Source organism: Tropicimonas aquimaris (genome assembly GCF_042676185.1).
GTDB classification, from domain to species: domain Bacteria; phylum Pseudomonadota; class Alphaproteobacteria; order Rhodobacterales; family Rhodobacteraceae; genus Tropicimonas; species Tropicimonas aquimaris.
In genome coordinates this window covers 145939-160427 of sequence record NZ_JBHTJT010000006.1, presented here as the reverse complement: position 1 = coordinate 160427, position 14489 = coordinate 145939, and the positions used below count along the sequence as shown (strand labels likewise).

The 14489-nt window shown below is 68.2% G+C and carries 16 protein-coding genes; all 16 read left to right on the top strand.

The features are described 5' to 3' along the window. The first annotated feature begins 7 nt into the window (after window positions 1-7). A complete protein-coding gene (locus ACFQ2S_RS02650; protein ID WP_386072495.1) occupies window positions 8-1966 on the top strand; it encodes an ATP-binding protein in 1959 nt (652 codons plus the stop codon). Beyond that, on the top strand, window positions 1963-2619 hold the full coding sequence (locus ACFQ2S_RS02645) for a glutathione S-transferase family protein (protein WP_386072492.1): 657 nt from the start codon (window positions 1963-1965) through the stop codon (window positions 2617-2619). The genes ACFQ2S_RS02650 and ACFQ2S_RS02645 overlap by 4 nt, the downstream gene beginning before the upstream one ends. Window positions 2620-2726: 107 nt before the next feature. Then, window positions 2727-3587, top strand: coding sequence for a hydroxymethylglutaryl-CoA lyase (locus ACFQ2S_RS02640; RefSeq protein ID WP_386072491.1), 861 nt, complete (start codon window positions 2727-2729; stop codon window positions 3585-3587). A gap of 119 nt (window positions 3588-3706) precedes the next feature. Next, the gene (locus tag ACFQ2S_RS02635; RefSeq protein WP_386072489.1) at window positions 3707-4498 is read left to right on the top strand and encodes a crotonase/enoyl-CoA hydratase family protein; all 792 of its coding nucleotides are present in this window, start codon (window positions 3707-3709) and stop codon (window positions 4496-4498) included. A 157-nt stretch (window positions 4499-4655) separates the two neighbouring features. Next, window positions 4656-5021: an NADH-quinone oxidoreductase subunit A gene (locus tag ACFQ2S_RS02630; protein ID WP_386072487.1), complete on the top strand. Its 366-nt coding sequence runs from the start codon at window positions 4656-4658 to the stop codon at window positions 5019-5021. Further along, the gene (locus tag ACFQ2S_RS02625; RefSeq protein WP_089232988.1) at window positions 5012-5545 is read left to right on the top strand and encodes a NuoB/complex I 20 kDa subunit family protein; all 534 of its coding nucleotides are present in this window, start codon (window positions 5012-5014) and stop codon (window positions 5543-5545) included. The genes ACFQ2S_RS02630 and ACFQ2S_RS02625 overlap by 10 nt, the downstream gene beginning before the upstream one ends. A gap of 46 nt (window positions 5546-5591) precedes the next feature. Next, window positions 5592-6230: an NADH-quinone oxidoreductase subunit C gene (locus tag ACFQ2S_RS02620; RefSeq protein WP_386072483.1), complete on the top strand. Its 639-nt coding sequence runs from the start codon at window positions 5592-5594 to the stop codon at window positions 6228-6230. Beyond that, window positions 6231-6656 carry a thioesterase family protein gene (locus tag ACFQ2S_RS02615; RefSeq protein ID WP_386072481.1) on the top strand — a complete coding sequence of 142 codons (426 nt, stop codon included), beginning with the start codon at window positions 6231-6233 and terminating at the stop codon, window positions 6654-6656. A gap of 11 nt (window positions 6657-6667) precedes the next feature. After that, entirely contained in the window at window positions 6668-7912 is a 1245-nt protein-coding gene (locus ACFQ2S_RS02610; RefSeq protein WP_386072480.1) for an NADH-quinone oxidoreductase subunit D, read from the top strand. 12 nt (window positions 7913-7924) lie between these two features. Next, window positions 7925-8485: a hypothetical protein gene (locus ACFQ2S_RS02605; RefSeq protein WP_386072479.1), complete on the top strand. Its 561-nt coding sequence runs from the start codon at window positions 7925-7927 to the stop codon at window positions 8483-8485. Further along, window positions 8485-9693 carry an NADH-quinone oxidoreductase subunit E gene (locus ACFQ2S_RS02600; RefSeq protein ID WP_386072477.1) on the top strand — a complete coding sequence of 403 codons (1209 nt, stop codon included), beginning with the start codon at window positions 8485-8487 and terminating at the stop codon, window positions 9691-9693. The genes ACFQ2S_RS02605 and ACFQ2S_RS02600 overlap by 1 nt, the downstream gene beginning before the upstream one ends. Before the next feature lie 16 nt (window positions 9694-9709). Then, complete coding sequence (locus tag ACFQ2S_RS02595; protein WP_386072475.1) at window positions 9710-9940, top strand: DUF5337 domain-containing protein; 231 nt, start codon at window positions 9710-9712, stop codon at window positions 9938-9940. A gap of 11 nt (window positions 9941-9951) precedes the next feature. Further along, the gene (gene nuoF / locus ACFQ2S_RS02590; RefSeq protein ID WP_386072473.1) at window positions 9952-11232 is read left to right on the top strand and encodes an NADH-quinone oxidoreductase subunit NuoF; all 1281 of its coding nucleotides are present in this window, start codon (window positions 9952-9954) and stop codon (window positions 11230-11232) included. Then, on the top strand, window positions 11229-11444 hold the full coding sequence (locus ACFQ2S_RS02585; RefSeq protein WP_386072472.1) for a hypothetical protein: 216 nt from the start codon (window positions 11229-11231) through the stop codon (window positions 11442-11444). Before nuoF ends, ACFQ2S_RS02585 begins: the two co-directional genes overlap by 4 nt. Window positions 11445-11689: 245 nt before the next feature. Next, a complete protein-coding gene (locus ACFQ2S_RS02580; protein ID WP_386072471.1) occupies window positions 11690-12124 on the top strand; it encodes a DUF5333 domain-containing protein in 435 nt (144 codons plus the stop codon). Window positions 12125-12468: 344 nt separating this feature from the next. Next, window positions 12469-14487 (top strand): NADH-quinone oxidoreductase subunit NuoG, encoded by a 2019-nt coding sequence (gene nuoG / locus ACFQ2S_RS02575; RefSeq protein WP_386072469.1) that lies wholly within the window; start codon window positions 12469-12471, stop codon window positions 14485-14487. The last annotated feature ends 2 nt before the right edge of the window (window positions 14488-14489 follow it).

The following is a 14489-nucleotide window of genomic DNA, read 5'->3' as shown; positions in this document are numbered from 1 at the left end:
AGGCGAGATGATCCGCAAGCTGCTGATTGCGAACCGCGGCGAGATCGCCTGTCGGGTGATCCGGACCGCGCAGGGGATGGGGATCTCGACGGTGGCCGTCTATTCCGACGCAGACGCGGGCGCGCTGCACGTGGAGATGGCGGACGAGGCCGTTCATATCGGCGGGGCGGCGCCGGCCGAGAGCTATCTCGACGGGGCGGCGGTGATCGCGGCGGCGCGGTCGACGGGAGCGGAGGCGATCCATCCGGGCTACGGGTTCCTGTCCGAGAACCCGGATTTCGTCGAGGCGGTGGAGGCGGCCGGGCTGATCTTCGTCGGGCCGCCCGCCGCGGCGATCCGGGCGATGGGGCTGAAGGATGCGGCCAAGCGGCTGATGGCGGAGGCCGGTGTGCCGGTCGTGCCGGGCTATCACGGCAGCGAGCAGGCCCCCGATCTGCTGGCCGGGGAGGCGGAGCGGATCGGCTACCCGGTGCTGATCAAGGCGGTGGCCGGCGGCGGTGGCAAGGGGATGCGCAAGGTCGACCGGCCGGAGGATTTCGCGGCCGCCCTGGCGTCCGCGCAGGCCGAGGCGCGGACGGCGTTCGGCAATGCGGCGGTGCTGATCGAGAAATACGTCCTGCGGCCGCGGCACATCGAGGTGCAGGTCTTCGGGGACCGTCACGGCGGCGCGGTCCACCTGTTCGAGCGGGATTGCTCGCTGCAGCGTCGGCACCAGAAGGTGATCGAGGAGGCCCCGGCGCCGGGGATGACGCTCGAGACTCGGCAAGCGATGGGAGCGGCGGCCGTGCGGGCGGCGCAGGCGATCGGCTATGTCGGCGCGGGGACGGTGGAGTTCATCGTCGACGGCAGCGGGCCGCCGCGGCCGGACGGGTTCTGGTTCATGGAGATGAACACGCGCCTCCAGGTCGAGCATCCGGTGACCGAGGCGGTGACCGGGCTCGACCTGGTGGAATGGCAGCTCCGCGTGGCCTCGGGCGAGCCTTTGCCGCTGGCGCAGGAGGAGATCCGCCTCGCGGGCCATGCCTTCGAGGCGCGGCTCTATGCCGAGGACGTGCCGGCGGGCTTCCTTCCGGCAACCGGCATCCTGCGGCACCTCCGGTTCAGCCCCGGGGCGCGCAGCGACAGCGGCGTGCGCGAGGGGGACGAGATCAGCCCCTGGTACGATCCGATGATCGCCAAGGTGGTGACGCATGGGCCGTCCCGGTCGGTGGCGCTGGCGCGGCTGACCCGTGCCCTGGCGGAGACCGAGGTCGGCGGCACCGTGACCAACATCGCCTTCCTCGAGGCCCTCTCGCGCCACGCCGGTTTCGCCGCGGGAGACGTGGATACCGGGCTGATCGAGCGGGATCTGGCGCATCTCGTCGGGCCGGAGGAGCCGCCCGCCGCCGTGGTGCTGCGCGCGGCGCTGGCGGCGGCCGGACTCGACGACGGGGCGGAGGCGCTGGAGGGCTTCACGCTCTGGGCGCCGCTGGAGCGCCGCGTCGTCCTCGAGCGCTCCGGGGAGACGCAGGTGGTGCACCTCGCCTGCCGTGGCGGTGGCGTGGTGGATGCGACCCTCGATGGGGAGGTCCTGCGCTGTCGCCGGCGGACCGGCGGCTGGGTGATCGGCGAGGCCCGCGAACCCGGCCCGGCGCGGCTGCTGGACGGGGCGGTGGTGGTCTTTGCCGGGCAGCCCTGGGAATTCGCGATCCCCGATCCGCTGGCGCAGCAGGGAGACGCGGGGCCGGCCGGCAACCTGGTGGAGGCGCCGATGCCGGGGCTGCTGCGCGAGGTGCTGGTCGTGCCGGGGCAGGCGGTCCGGGCCGGCGACCGGCTGGCGGTGCTGGAGGCGATGAAGATGGAACATGCGCTGCTGGCGGCGCGCGACGGCGTGGTGGCCGAGGTGTTGGCCGGGCCGGGCACACAGGTCGCCGCCCATGCGCCGCTGATCCGGCTGGCCGACGAGGACGGGGAGGGGACGAAATGATCCGCCTGCACCATTGCCCGGAGACGCGCTCGATGCGGGTGCTGTGGCTGCTGCACGAGATCGGCTGCCCTTTCGAGGTCGTCACCCACGCCTTCGGCCGCAATCTGCGCGCGCCCGACTTCCTCGAGCTGAATCCTGCCGGCCGGGTGCCGGCGCTGGAGCTCGACGGGCGGAAGATCTGGGAAAGCGGCGCGATGATCGAGATCCTGTGCGAACGGTTCCCCGAGGCCGGGCTGGGCCGGGCGACCGAGGATCCGGAGCGGGTGGACTGGCTGATCTGGCTGCATTTCGCGGAGACGGTGAGCCAGCATTCGGCGGCACTGACCCAGCAGCATGTCGCGCTCTACGAGGATGCGATGCGCAGCCCGGTGGTGATGAAGCTGGAGGCGGCGCGGCTCGGCAAGTGCTACGCCGCACTGGAGCGGCGGCTCGACGGGCGGGAATGGCTGCTCGACGGCGGGTTCTCGGCGGCGGACGTGGCGGTCGGGCAGGCAGTCTACATGGCCCGGCATTTCGCAAGGGTCGAGCCGTTCGAGGCCCTGCAGGACTGGGTCTGGCGCTGCGAGGCGCGGCCGGCCTTCCGGGCTGCCCTGCCGACGCCGGGAGAGGACCGGCTCTATGCGCAGGATTTCTACGCCGCGTGGGAGCCATGAGGCGGGGCGCTCCCGCCCCCTCGGCGGCGTGCTGGCGCACTTGCTCGGGGTATGGGCGTGGCGCGCGCTTCGCGCGCGCGGCGGAGGCTCGAAGGAGGGAGGCGGCGATGAACGCGTTCGTGGAGGTTTTTGAGGTCGGGCCGCGGGACGGTTTGCAGAACGAGGCGCGTGCGATTCCCCTGGCTGAGAAGGTGGCGCTGATCGACCTGCTGAGCCAGGCGGGGTTCCGGCGGATCGAGGTGGCGAGCTTCGTCAGTCCGAAATGGGTTCCGCAGATGGCGGGCTCCGACGAGGTACTGGCTCGGATCTCGCGCAAGGCAGGCGTCTCCTACGCGGCGCTGGTGCCCAACGCGCGCGGGCTGGAGCGGGCGATCGCGGCGCGGGCGGACGAGGTGGCGGTTTTCGTCAGCGCCTCGGAGGGGTTCAGCCGGGCCAACCTAAACTGCTCCATCGACGAGAGCTTCGACCGGCTGGGCCCGGTCATCGCAGGCGCCGAGGCGTCGGACCTGCCGGTGCGGGGCTATGTCTCCTGCGTCACCGACTGCCCCTTCGATGGGCCTGTCGCGCCGGACCGGGTGGCGGCGGTCGTGCGGCGGTTGGCGGCGCTCGGGGTCTACGAGGTCTCGCTCGGGGATACGCTCGGACAGGCGACGCCGGAACGCATCGGCGCGATGCTCGACGCGGTGCTGGGCGAGGCGCCGGCCGACCGGCTGGCCGGGCATTACCACGACACCGCCGGGCGGGCCCTCGCCAATATCGAGGTATCGCTGGAGCGCGGCCTGCGCGTCTTCGATGCCTCGGTCGGCGGCCTTGGCGGTTGCCCCTATGCGCCGGGCGCGGCGGGCAACGTGGCGACCGAGGCCGTTCTGGCGCGTCTCGAGGCGCTCGGTTATCGCACCGGGCTCGATCCTAACATTGTGGCGAGGGCGGCGGAGATGGCGAAGGGGATGCGCGGGCGACCGGTGTGAGGCGGGACCGCAGCGCCTCAGGCGCTGCCCGGCCCAACCCCGAGCGTAGCGGCTTTGCCGCAAGCCGAGGGGACGGGAGAGCCCGGCATCCGGCCCCGTGCGACGAAAGGGGAGCGAAAATGGAGACGATCGAGACGAAAGTGGATGCGCGCGGCGTCGCGCGGCTCACCCTGGCGCGGGCGGACAAGCACAACGCGATGTCGGCACGCATGATGGATGAGCTGACCGAGGCCGCCGAGGGGCTTGGCGCGGACCCGGCGGTCCGGGTGATCGTGCTGGGCGGAGAGGGGCGTTCATTCTGTGCCGGCGCCGATCTCGGCTGGATGCAGGCCCAGCGGGACACCGACAGCGCCGGTCGAGCCCGCGAGGCCGGCCGGCTCGCCCGGATGCTGCGGGTGCTGAACAGATGCCCCAAGCCGGTGATCGGCCGGGTCCAGGGCAATGCTTTCGGCGGCGGGCTCGGGCTGATCTCGGTCTGCGATGTGGCCGTCGTTTCGGACAGCGCCCGGTTCGGCTTCACCGAGACCCGGCTGGGGCTGATTCCGGCGACGATCGGCCCTTACGTCGTGGCCCGGATGGGCGAGGCGATGGCGCGGCGGGTGTTCATGTCGGCGCGGCTCTTCGATGCGGCGGAGGCGGTGTCGCTCGGGCTGCTGGCCCGCGCGGTCCCCGCCGACCAACTCGATGCCGCCGTCGAGGCGGAGGTCGCGCCCTATCTCCAGGTGGCGCCCGGCGCAGTCGCCGAGGCCAAGGCGCTGCTGCGCAGGCTCGGTCCGCCCATCGACGATGCCGTGATCGCCGAGACCGTCGCGGCGCTCGGCCGACGCTGGGAGAGCGAGGAGGCCGCCGAGGGGATCGCCGCCTTCTTCGAGAAACGCAGCCCGCGCTGGAAGGGAGACGGGGCGACCTGACCTCCCGGGGCGTGCTCAACGCCCCCTTGGAGCGACGCTTTACCTGTCCGCCATTGCCAAGGCGCCAGTTGACCCGGCCAAGGGGCGCGCGTAAACCGCAAACTAGCCCGAGACACCCGGCGCATTACATCATGCGCAGGCAGCCAAGGAGCCAAGCGTGGACGAACTTCTCAGAGAATACCTTCCCGTTCTCATTTTCCTGGCCATCGCCATTATCTTCGGCGTGATTTTCGTCGTCGCGGCCTGGCTCGTGGCCCCGGCTGCACCGGACCCGGAGAAGACCTCGGCCTATGAATGCGGCTTCAACGCCTTCGACGACGCGCGGATGAAATTCGACATCCGCTTCTACCTCGTCTCGATCCTGTTCATCATCTTCGATCTCGAAGTGGCCTTCCTGTTCCCCTGGGCAGTCTCCTTCGGCGAGATCTCGATGGCGGCCTTCTGGTCGATGATGGTCTTCTTGGCCGTTCTGACCGTCGGATTCGCCTACGAATGGAAAAAGGGAGCCCTGGAATGGGAGTGAGCACGTCCCTCAACGACGCCGGCGCCGACAAGGAAGTCGCCACCCGCGCTTTGGCCAAGGAAGTCTCCGACAAGGGATTTCTCGTCACCTCGACCGCCGATGTCATCAACTGGGCGCGCACCGGCTCGCTGCACTGGATGACCTTCGGGCTGGCCTGCTGTGCCATCGAGATGATCCACGTCTCGATGCCGCGCTATGACCTCGAACGTTTCGGCACCGCGCCGCGCGCCTCGCCGCGCCAGTCCGACCTGATGATCGTGGCCGGCACGCTGACCAACAAGATGGCGCCCGCGTTGCGCAAGGTTTACGACCAGATGCCCGAGCCGCGCTACGTGCTCTCGATGGGCTCCTGCGCCAATGGCGGTGGCTATTACCACTACAGCTACTCGGTGGTGCGTGGGGTCGACCGGATCGTGCCGGTGGACGTGTATGTGCCCGGCTGCCCGCCGACGGCGGAGGCGCTGCTCTATGGCATCCTCCAGATGCAACGCAAGATCCGCCGCCTGGGCACTATCACCCGCTGATCGCACCGGCCGGTTGCAGGCCCGAACGCAGGAAAGACGCGCAGCAATGCGCACCGACGACAAGGACACCGCCGACATGAGCGACGAAGCACTCAAGGTTCTTGGAGATCACATCGCCAGCCGCCGCACCGATTGCGTCGTCAGCTGGCACGTGACGCTCGGCGAGCTGACGATCGAGGCCGCGCCCGCGTCGATTGCCGGGCTGATCGAGTTCCTCAAGGCCGATGGCAGCTGCCGTTTCACCCAGCTGATCGACATCACCGCCGTCGACCACCCGGAACGGGAAAAGCGGTTCACGATCGTCTACCACCTGCTGTCGATGCACCAGAACCAGCGCGTGCGTATCCACGCCGCGGTGCGGGAAGACGAGAGCATCGCCTCGATCACCGAGCTGTTCCCGAACGCCAACTGGTACGAGCGCGAGGTCTTCGACATGTTCGGGGTGCTGTTCTCCGGCCACCCCGACCTGCGCCGCATCCTGACCGACTACGGCTTCCGCGGCCACCCGCTGCGAAAGGACTTCCCGACTTCGGGCTATGTCGAGCTGCGCTATGACGAGGTGCAGAAGCGTGTGGTCTACGAACCGGTGAAGCTGGTGCACGACTACCGGCAGTACGACTATCTCTCGCCCTGGGAGGGTGCGAAGTACATCCTGCCCGGCGACGAAAAATCCGGGAACGCCTGAGTGAAGCCCGGGCTCTCCATAGGCGACACGGCGCAGTTCAGCCGCGTGATCCAGCCCGAGGAGGTCGTCTGCCGGCTGTTTCCCGATGCCCGGATCATGGACGACATGCCCGAGGTTCTGGCCAGCGCCTACATGATCGGTCTCTTCGAATGGGCCTGCGTGGAGCAGTTGGCGCCCTATTACGAAGAGGGCGAGGGGTCGCTTGGAATCGGATTCGAGCTTTCGCACGTTTCGCCGACGCCGCCGGGTCTGACGGTCACCGTCGACACCGAGGTCGAGGAGATCGACGGCCGCTTCATCACCTTCCGGGTGCGCGGCCATGACGGGCAGGACATGATCGGCGCGGGCCGCCACAAGCGGGCGGTGACGCGCTGGAACAATTTCAACGCCAAGGTGGCCGCGAAGGCCGCGCAGGCGCAGCAATAGGGGGCGGAGCTATGGACGGCGATACCCGGGTGAACAGATACGATGACGGATCGACGGACGCGCTGACCGGCGAACAGAAGATCCGCAACTTCAACATCAACTTCGGGCCCCAGCACCCGGCGGCCCACGGCGTTCTGCGCATGGTGCTGGAGCTCGACGGCGAGATCGTCGAGCGCGCGGACCCGCATATCGGCCTGCTCCACCGCGGCACCGAGAAGCTGATGGAGAGCCGCACCTACCTGCAGAACGCGCCCTACCTGGACCGGCTGGACTACTCCTCGCCGATGAACCAGGAACACGCCTACTGCCTCGCCATCGAGAAGATGACCGGCGTGACGCCGCCCCGGCGCGCCAGCCTGCTGCGGGTGCTGTTCGGCGAGCTGACCCGGATCGGCAACCACGTGATGAACGTGACCACTCAGGCGATGGACGTGGGCGCGCTGACCCCGCCGCTCTGGGGCTTCGAACCCGGCAGGGAGGAGCTCTTCGTGTTCTTCGAACGGGCCTCGGGTGCGCGGATGCACTGCAACTACTTCCGCCCGGGCGGCGTCCACCAGGACGTGACGCCGGACCTGCTGGACGACATCGAGGCCTGGTGCGAGCGCTTTCCCAAGGTGCTCGACGACCTCGACGATCTGCTGACCGAGAACCGGATCTTCAAGCAGCGCAACGTCGACATCGCCGTCGTCACCAAGCAGGACGTGCTCGACTGGGGCATGACCGGCCCGATGGCCCGCTCCGCCGGCTTCGCCTGGGACCTGCGCCGCGCGCAGCCCTATGAATGCTACGACGAGTTCGAGTTCCAGATCCCAGTGGGCAAGAACGGCTGCTGCTACGACCGCTACCTCATCCGCATGGAAGAGATGCGCCAGTCGGTGAAGATCTGCCAGCAGGCGATCGCCAAGCTGCGCGCGCCGGAGGGGCAGGGGGACGTGCTGGCCCGCGGCAAGCTGACCCCGCCCAAGCGCGGCGAGATGAAGACCTCGATGGAGGCGCTGATCCATCACTTCAAGCTCTACACCGAGGGCTTCAAGGTGCCGGCCGGCGAGTTCTATGCCGCCGTCGAGGCGCCGAAGGGCGAGTTCGGCGTCTACATCGTGTCCGACGGGACCAACAAGCCCTACCGGGTCAAGCTGCGGGCGCCGGGCTACACTCACCTGCAGGCGATCGACCACATCGGCCGCGGCCACCAGCTCGCCGACATGGCCGCCATCGTGGGCACGCTAGACATCGTGTTCGGCGAAGTGGACCGGTAGGATCGGAGACGGATGTTCGGAGACACCGGCAGCAACTCATGGCTTGGCTCGGCGACCTTCTGGATCGCCGTCTCGACCGTGGCTGCCGCGATCTTCGTGGCGATCCAGGCCTGGTACGCCCGGGTGCAGGTGGTCGACGCGTCCTCCGCGCGGATGCTGGAACAGCAGCTCGACATCTGTTTCGACACGTTCGACGCCGCCAGCCGCCTCGACACGGAGCTGCGACAGCTGGCGCGGGAGGGCAGCCACGCCGATGTCTGGCCGCCGATGGTGATGGCCGACAGCCGCGACGAGATGGTGCGCTTCCAGACCAGTGTGCCGCCCTTGCTGGCCCACCTGGAGAACGGGCTGATGAAGGCCTCCGTCCTCGGCCCGCTCGACCGGCACCGCGCCTTTCTCGCCCAGCAGATCGCCGGTCTCGGCGAGCGGCTGCTGACCCTGAACCCCAATCTGGCCGGACAGGCCGAAACCGATGCGCAGGTAAAGGATATCTTTGCCGCGCTCAGTGACTTCGTCGGTGCACAGTACCTCGTCAACGAGGGCTGCAAGACCGTCGCGCAAAGGACAAGCTGATGCTACGCCGTCTCTATCACGATCAGCCCGAGAGCTTCGCCTTCACCCCCGCCAACCAGGAATGGGCCGAGGCGCAGATTACCAAGTTTCCCGAGGGCCGGCAGGCCAGCGCCATCATCCCGCTGCTGTGGCGCGCGCAGGAGCAGGAGGGCTGGCTGTCGCGGCCGGCGATCGAATATGTGGCCGACATGCTTGGCATGGCCCACATCCGAGCGCTCGAAGTGGCGACGTTCTACTTCATGTTTCAGCTGCAACCCGTTGGAAAGGTGGCGCATGTCCAGATATGCGGCACCACGTCCTGCATGATCTGCGGCGCCGAGGACCTGATCTCCGTCTGCCGCGAGAAGATCGCCGACCGCCCGCACGAGATCTCGGCTGACGGCAAGTTCTCCTGGGAAGAGGTCGAGTGCCTCGGGGCCTGCACCAACGCGCCGATGATCCAGATCGGCAAGGATTTCTACGAGGACCTGACGTCCGAGAAGCTCGGCTGGATCCTCGACGAGCTGTCCGCCGGTCGGGTGCCGACGCCGGGGCCGCAGAACGGCCGCTATGCCGCCGAGCCGCTCGGCGGGCCGACCGCACTGACTGAGGGCAACGAGAACGCCGACCCGCTCAACGCCTCCGCCGCCCGGGCCATGGCCATCGGCGACACGATCAAGCGCATCGACGGCACCGAGGTACCGCTGCTGAAGCCCTGGACCGATCAGGGCGCGCGCTCGGTGCCTGTCGCGGCGCCTGAAACGGCGTCCGAACCGCGTCCGGCCGAGGATGTGCCGGTGGACGAGACCGGCATCACCGAACAGGAGGCCCCGGCCGAGTCCAAGGCGAAGCCCGAGGCCGAGGTCAAGCTCGCGAAGAAACCTGCAAAGAAGAAAGCCAAGGCCAAGCCGGCCCCCGCAGCCGAGACCCCGGCCACCGAAGGCACCCGGCCGCAGAGCCTCGACGCGCCTCGCGACGGCACGGCGGACGACCTCAAGAAGATCAAGGGGATCGGTCCCAAGCTCGAGGAGCTTTGCCACTCGCTCGGCTTCTACCACTTTGACCAGATCGCCGGCTGGAGCGAGGACGAGATCGCCTGGGTCGACCAGAACCTTGAAGGCTTCAAGGGCCGGGTGACCCGTGACGACTGGGTCGGGCAGGCGAAGCTTCTGGCCTCCGGTGGCACGACCGAGTTCTCGGAGCGCGTCGAGGACGGCGACGTCTACTGAGGCGCGGGGCAGGCAGATGACCGGCAAGCACGAAAACGACAGCGCCTTCGCCCGACAGGGGCGGATCGTGGCGCTGGTGATCGCCGCCGCCGGCCTTCTCGCCATCTTCGCGCCGGTGCTGGTACAGCTTACGGGCTTGCCGGCACGTTATGAAATGTTGTTCTATTTCGCCTCGCTGGCAGCCTTTTTCTGGGCGCTCGTGGCGGCACTTCGGATGTGGCGCGGCCGCTCCGGCGATCAGGGATGAGAGGATTAGAGATGCTGCAGGACAAGGACAGGATCTTCACCAACATCTACGGCCTGAAGGAGCGCACCCTGGCCGGAGCCCGCGCCCGCGGCCATTGGGATGGCACCGCGGACATCATCAAGCGCGGCCGCGACAAGATCGTCGAGGATATGAAGGCCTCCGGTCTGCGCGGACGCGGCGGCGCGGGCTTCCCGACCGGGCTCAAGTGGTCCTTCATGCCCAAGGAAAGCGACGGTCGCCCCGCCTATCTGGTGGTGAACGCCGACGAATCCGAGCCGGGCACCTGCAAGGACCGCGAGATCATGCGCAACGATCCGCATACGCTGATCGAGGGCTGCCTGATCGCCTCCTTCGCGATGGGCGCGCACGAGGCCTATATCTATATCCGCGGCGAGTTCATCCGCGAGCGCGAGGCGCTGCAGGCGGCGATCGACGAGGCCTATGACGCGGGCCTTCTTGGCAAGAACGCCGCCGGCTCGGGCTGGGATTTCGACCTCTTCGTCCACCACGGCGCCGGCGCCTACATCTGCGGCGAGGAAACTGCGCTGCTGGAAAGCCTCGAGGGCAAGAAGGGAATGCCGCGGATGAAGCCGCCGTTCCCGGCCGGTGCGGGCCTTTACGGCTGCCCGACCACGGTCAACAACGTCGAATCCATCGCCGTCGTGCCCACCATCCTTCGACGCGGCGCCGACTGGTTCGCCTCCTTCGGCCGACCGAACAACGCCGGCACCAAGCTTTTCGCGATCTCCGGCCACGTGAACCGGCCCTGCGTCGTTGAGGAATCCATGTCGATCCCGTTCCAGGAACTGATCGACAAGCATTGCGGCGGCATCCGCGGCGGCTGGGGCAACCTCAAGGCGGTGATCCCGGGCGGCTCCTCGGTGCCGCTGCTTCCGGCCGACATCGCCCGCGAAGCGATCATGGATTTCGACTGGCTGCGCGAGCAGCGCTCGGGCCTCGGCACCGCCGCCGTAATCGTGATGGACCAGTCCACTGACGTGGTGAAGGCGATCTGGCGTCTTTCGAAGTTCTACAAGCACGAGAGCTGCGGCCAGTGCACGCCCTGCCGCGAAGGCACCGGCTGGATGATGCGCGTAATGGATCGCCTCGTGCGCGGCGAGGCGGAGGTCGAGGAGATCGACATGCTGCTCGACGTCACCAAGCAGGTCGAGGGCCACACGATCTGCGCCCTCGGCGACGCCGCCGCATGGCCGATCCAGGGCTTGATCCGCCACTTCCGCGACGAGATCGAATACCGCATCCGAAACAAGCCGGGCATCGCGGCAGAATGATCAGCCGCACGCCGAACTCCGGGACGTGCCCCTATTGCCAGCATCGGCATCCCCCGACCTTCGGCAGCATTCGTTGCGACGATTGCGGCCGGCGGTTCACCGGCGATCCGATGGCCGACCGGATTCCGTTCTGGGTCCGTTGGCTGGCGCCTGTGGCGCTGATCTTGATTCTGATGATCGGTGTCTGGCTGACCTTCGCCGCGCTGCTATGATCCGCCAGGGTCCCTCCCAATCCCGCAGCCCGTGAGCCCGCCTCACGGGCTTTTTATGTCGACGAAGCAGGCAGGTTCCGCGCACCGGCGGCCGGCCGCCGGTTCTGCCGCGAAAGGGCGCCGCGCCGCCCATCGCTATCCGTCCGCATCCCTCCGCTATTGAATAGCCCGGCGGCCTCACCCCAGCTTGAACCTTGAAGACGCGAGCAAATCGCGGGTCCCAAGGCAGAAAGGACGAGGCAGAGATGTTCAGATACCTCACGATAGGAACGGCCCTTGTTGCGGCCTTCATGCTTCTGGTCACAGCCAGCCACTCTCTGGCCGGGCAGGCCGAAACCAACCGGGCGCTGCGGGAGAACGCCCGCATCGACCGGGCGCTCACCGATCTGACGGCGGCCTATGGCATCAGCCTGCATTGCCCCAGCGTCTCGGCCCGCTACGGGCGCGGCTATGAGCTGATCCGCCAGCTCGAGCGCCACGCTGTCTCACTCGGCTACCCCCGCGAGGAGGTCCATCAATACGTGAAGGAGAAGGCCGAGAGGGAGCGGGTAAAGGCCCAGGCGCGGGCCTATGTGCGGGCGAAAGGCGGGGTGGAGAGCGACCCCGACAGCGTCTGCCGGGTCGCCGAGCGCGAGATCGCGGAGAAATCCCAGATCGGCCTGCTGCTGCGCGCCCGATAAGGACTTTGCGCGCGCCGCTCGGAACGCGGCCCATGTGATAGCCGCTGAGTCCGGGCATTTGGACCAGGAAGAACCCGTCGGGCCCTCTTCTTGGCCCAAATACCCATGGCAGTACCGAAGCAGAATCGCTGACGCCGGGCAGGCAGCACGACGTGCGTCAGACGGCGGAAATGTCGGGCTCCCGAACGCGAACGGCGGGGGGAGGGGCATTCATATTGCGGCGAAATCGTTGATTGGACTTGCCATCGGAAATCGCTAGATAGGTTCCGAAACCGGATCCGGGCGCGGCGCCGTGCCTCCGGTGGCCCTGCGGGGCGATCCTTCGACGGAGCTGGAGGCAGCGCATGAGTGACCTACGCACCATCATCATCGACGGACAGGAGGTCGAGTGCGACCCCTCGATGACCTTGATCCAGGCCTGTGAACAGGCGGGAATCGAGGTTCCGCGATTCTGTTACCATGAGCGTCTGTCGATTGCCGGCAACTGCCGGATGTGCCTGGTCGAAGTGGTCGGCGGCCCGCCGAAACCCGCAGCCTCCTGCGCCATGCAGGTCAAGGATCTGCGCCCCGGCCGCGACGGCGAGCCGCCTCAGGTGCGTACCAACAGCCCGATGGTCAAGAAGGCCCGCGAGGGGGTGATGGAGTTCCTGCTCATCAACCACCCGCTCGACTGCCCGATCTGCGACCAGGGCGGCGAATGCGACCTGCAGGACCAGGCGATGGCGTATGGCGTCGATTTCTCGCGCTTCCGCGAACCCAAGCGCGCCACCGAGGATCTGGATCTCGGCCCGCTGGTCGAGACCCACATGACCCGCTGCATCTCCTGCACCCGCTGCGTGCGATTCACCACCGAGGTCGCTGGCATCAGCCAGATGGGCCAGACTGGCCGCGGCGAGGATGCGGAGATCACGTCCTATCTGGGCGAGACGCTCGATTCGAACCTGCAGGGCAACATCATCGATCTCTGCCCGGTCGGCGCGCTGGTCTCGAAGCCCTATGCCTTCACCGCGCGGCCCTGGGAGCTGACCAAGACCGAGACCATCGACGTGATGGACGCGCTCGGCTCCAACACCCGGGTCGACACCAAGGGCCGCGAAGTGATGCGGATCCTGCCGCGCAACAACGACGGCGTGAACGAGGAATGGCTGGCCGACAAGTCGCGCTTCGTCTGGGACGGGCTGCGCCGCCAGCGGCTGGACCGGCCCTATGTCCGCGTCGACGGCAAGCTGAAGCCGGCGAGCTGGTCCGAGGCGCTTTCCGCCGCCGCCGCCGCGATGAAGGGCAAGAAACTGGCCGGTCTGGTGGGCGATCTCGCCCCGGTCGAGGCGGCCTTCGCGCTCAAGCAACTGGTCGAGGGGCAGGGCGGGTCTGTCGAATGCCGCACCGACGGTGCGAAGCTGCCCGCCGGCAACCGGCTCGGCTATGTCGGCGACGCCGCGATCGAGGATATCGACACCGCCGAGATGATCCTGCTGATCGGCACCGACCCGCGCAACGAGGCGCCGGTGCTCAACGCGCGCATCCGCAAGGCCTGGCTGGCCGGCGCCAAGGTGGCGCTGATCGGCCAGCCGGTCGACCTGACCTACGATTACAGCCACATCGGCGCCGACCGCGCCGCGCTGGCGGAACTCGCCGCGATGGATCATTCGGACAAGCAGGGCGTACCCGGCGTGATGATCATCGGGCAGGGCGCGCTGAACGAGGCCGATGGCGCGGAAGTGCTGGCCACGGCGCTGAAGATGGCCGAGGCCGCGGGCTCGAAGGTGCTGGTCCTGCACACCGCCGCCTCGCGCGTCGGTGCGATGGATGTGGGCGCCGTGACCGAGGGCGGCATGGCGGCCGCGATCGACGGGGCGGAGGTGGTCTACAACCTCGGCGCCGACGAGGTCGAGATCGCCGACGGGCCCTTCGTCATTTACCAGGGCAGCCATGGCGACCGGGGCGCGCACCGCGCCGATGTGATCCTGCCGGCCGCCGCCTGGGTCGAGGAGCAGGGGCTTTTCGTCAACACCGAGGGCCGTCCGCAGCTTGCCCTGCGCGCCAGCTTCCCGCCGGGCGAGGCCAAGGAAAACTGGGCCATCCTGCGGGCGTTGTCGGCCGAGCTGGGCGCCAGCCAGCCCTGGGACAGCCTGATCCAGCTCCGCCAGACGTTGGTCAAGGCGGTGCCGCATCTGGGCAAGGTCGACGAGCTGCCGGAGAATACCGGCGAGCGCCCCGAACCCGGCAAGATGGACGAGGCGTCCTTCCGCCTGCCGGTCCGGGACTATTACCTTACCAACCCGATCGCCCGCGCGAGCCAGCTCATGGCCGAGCTTTCCGCGCAGGCGAAGGCGCGCGCCGCTGCACCGCTGGCGGCGGAGTGATC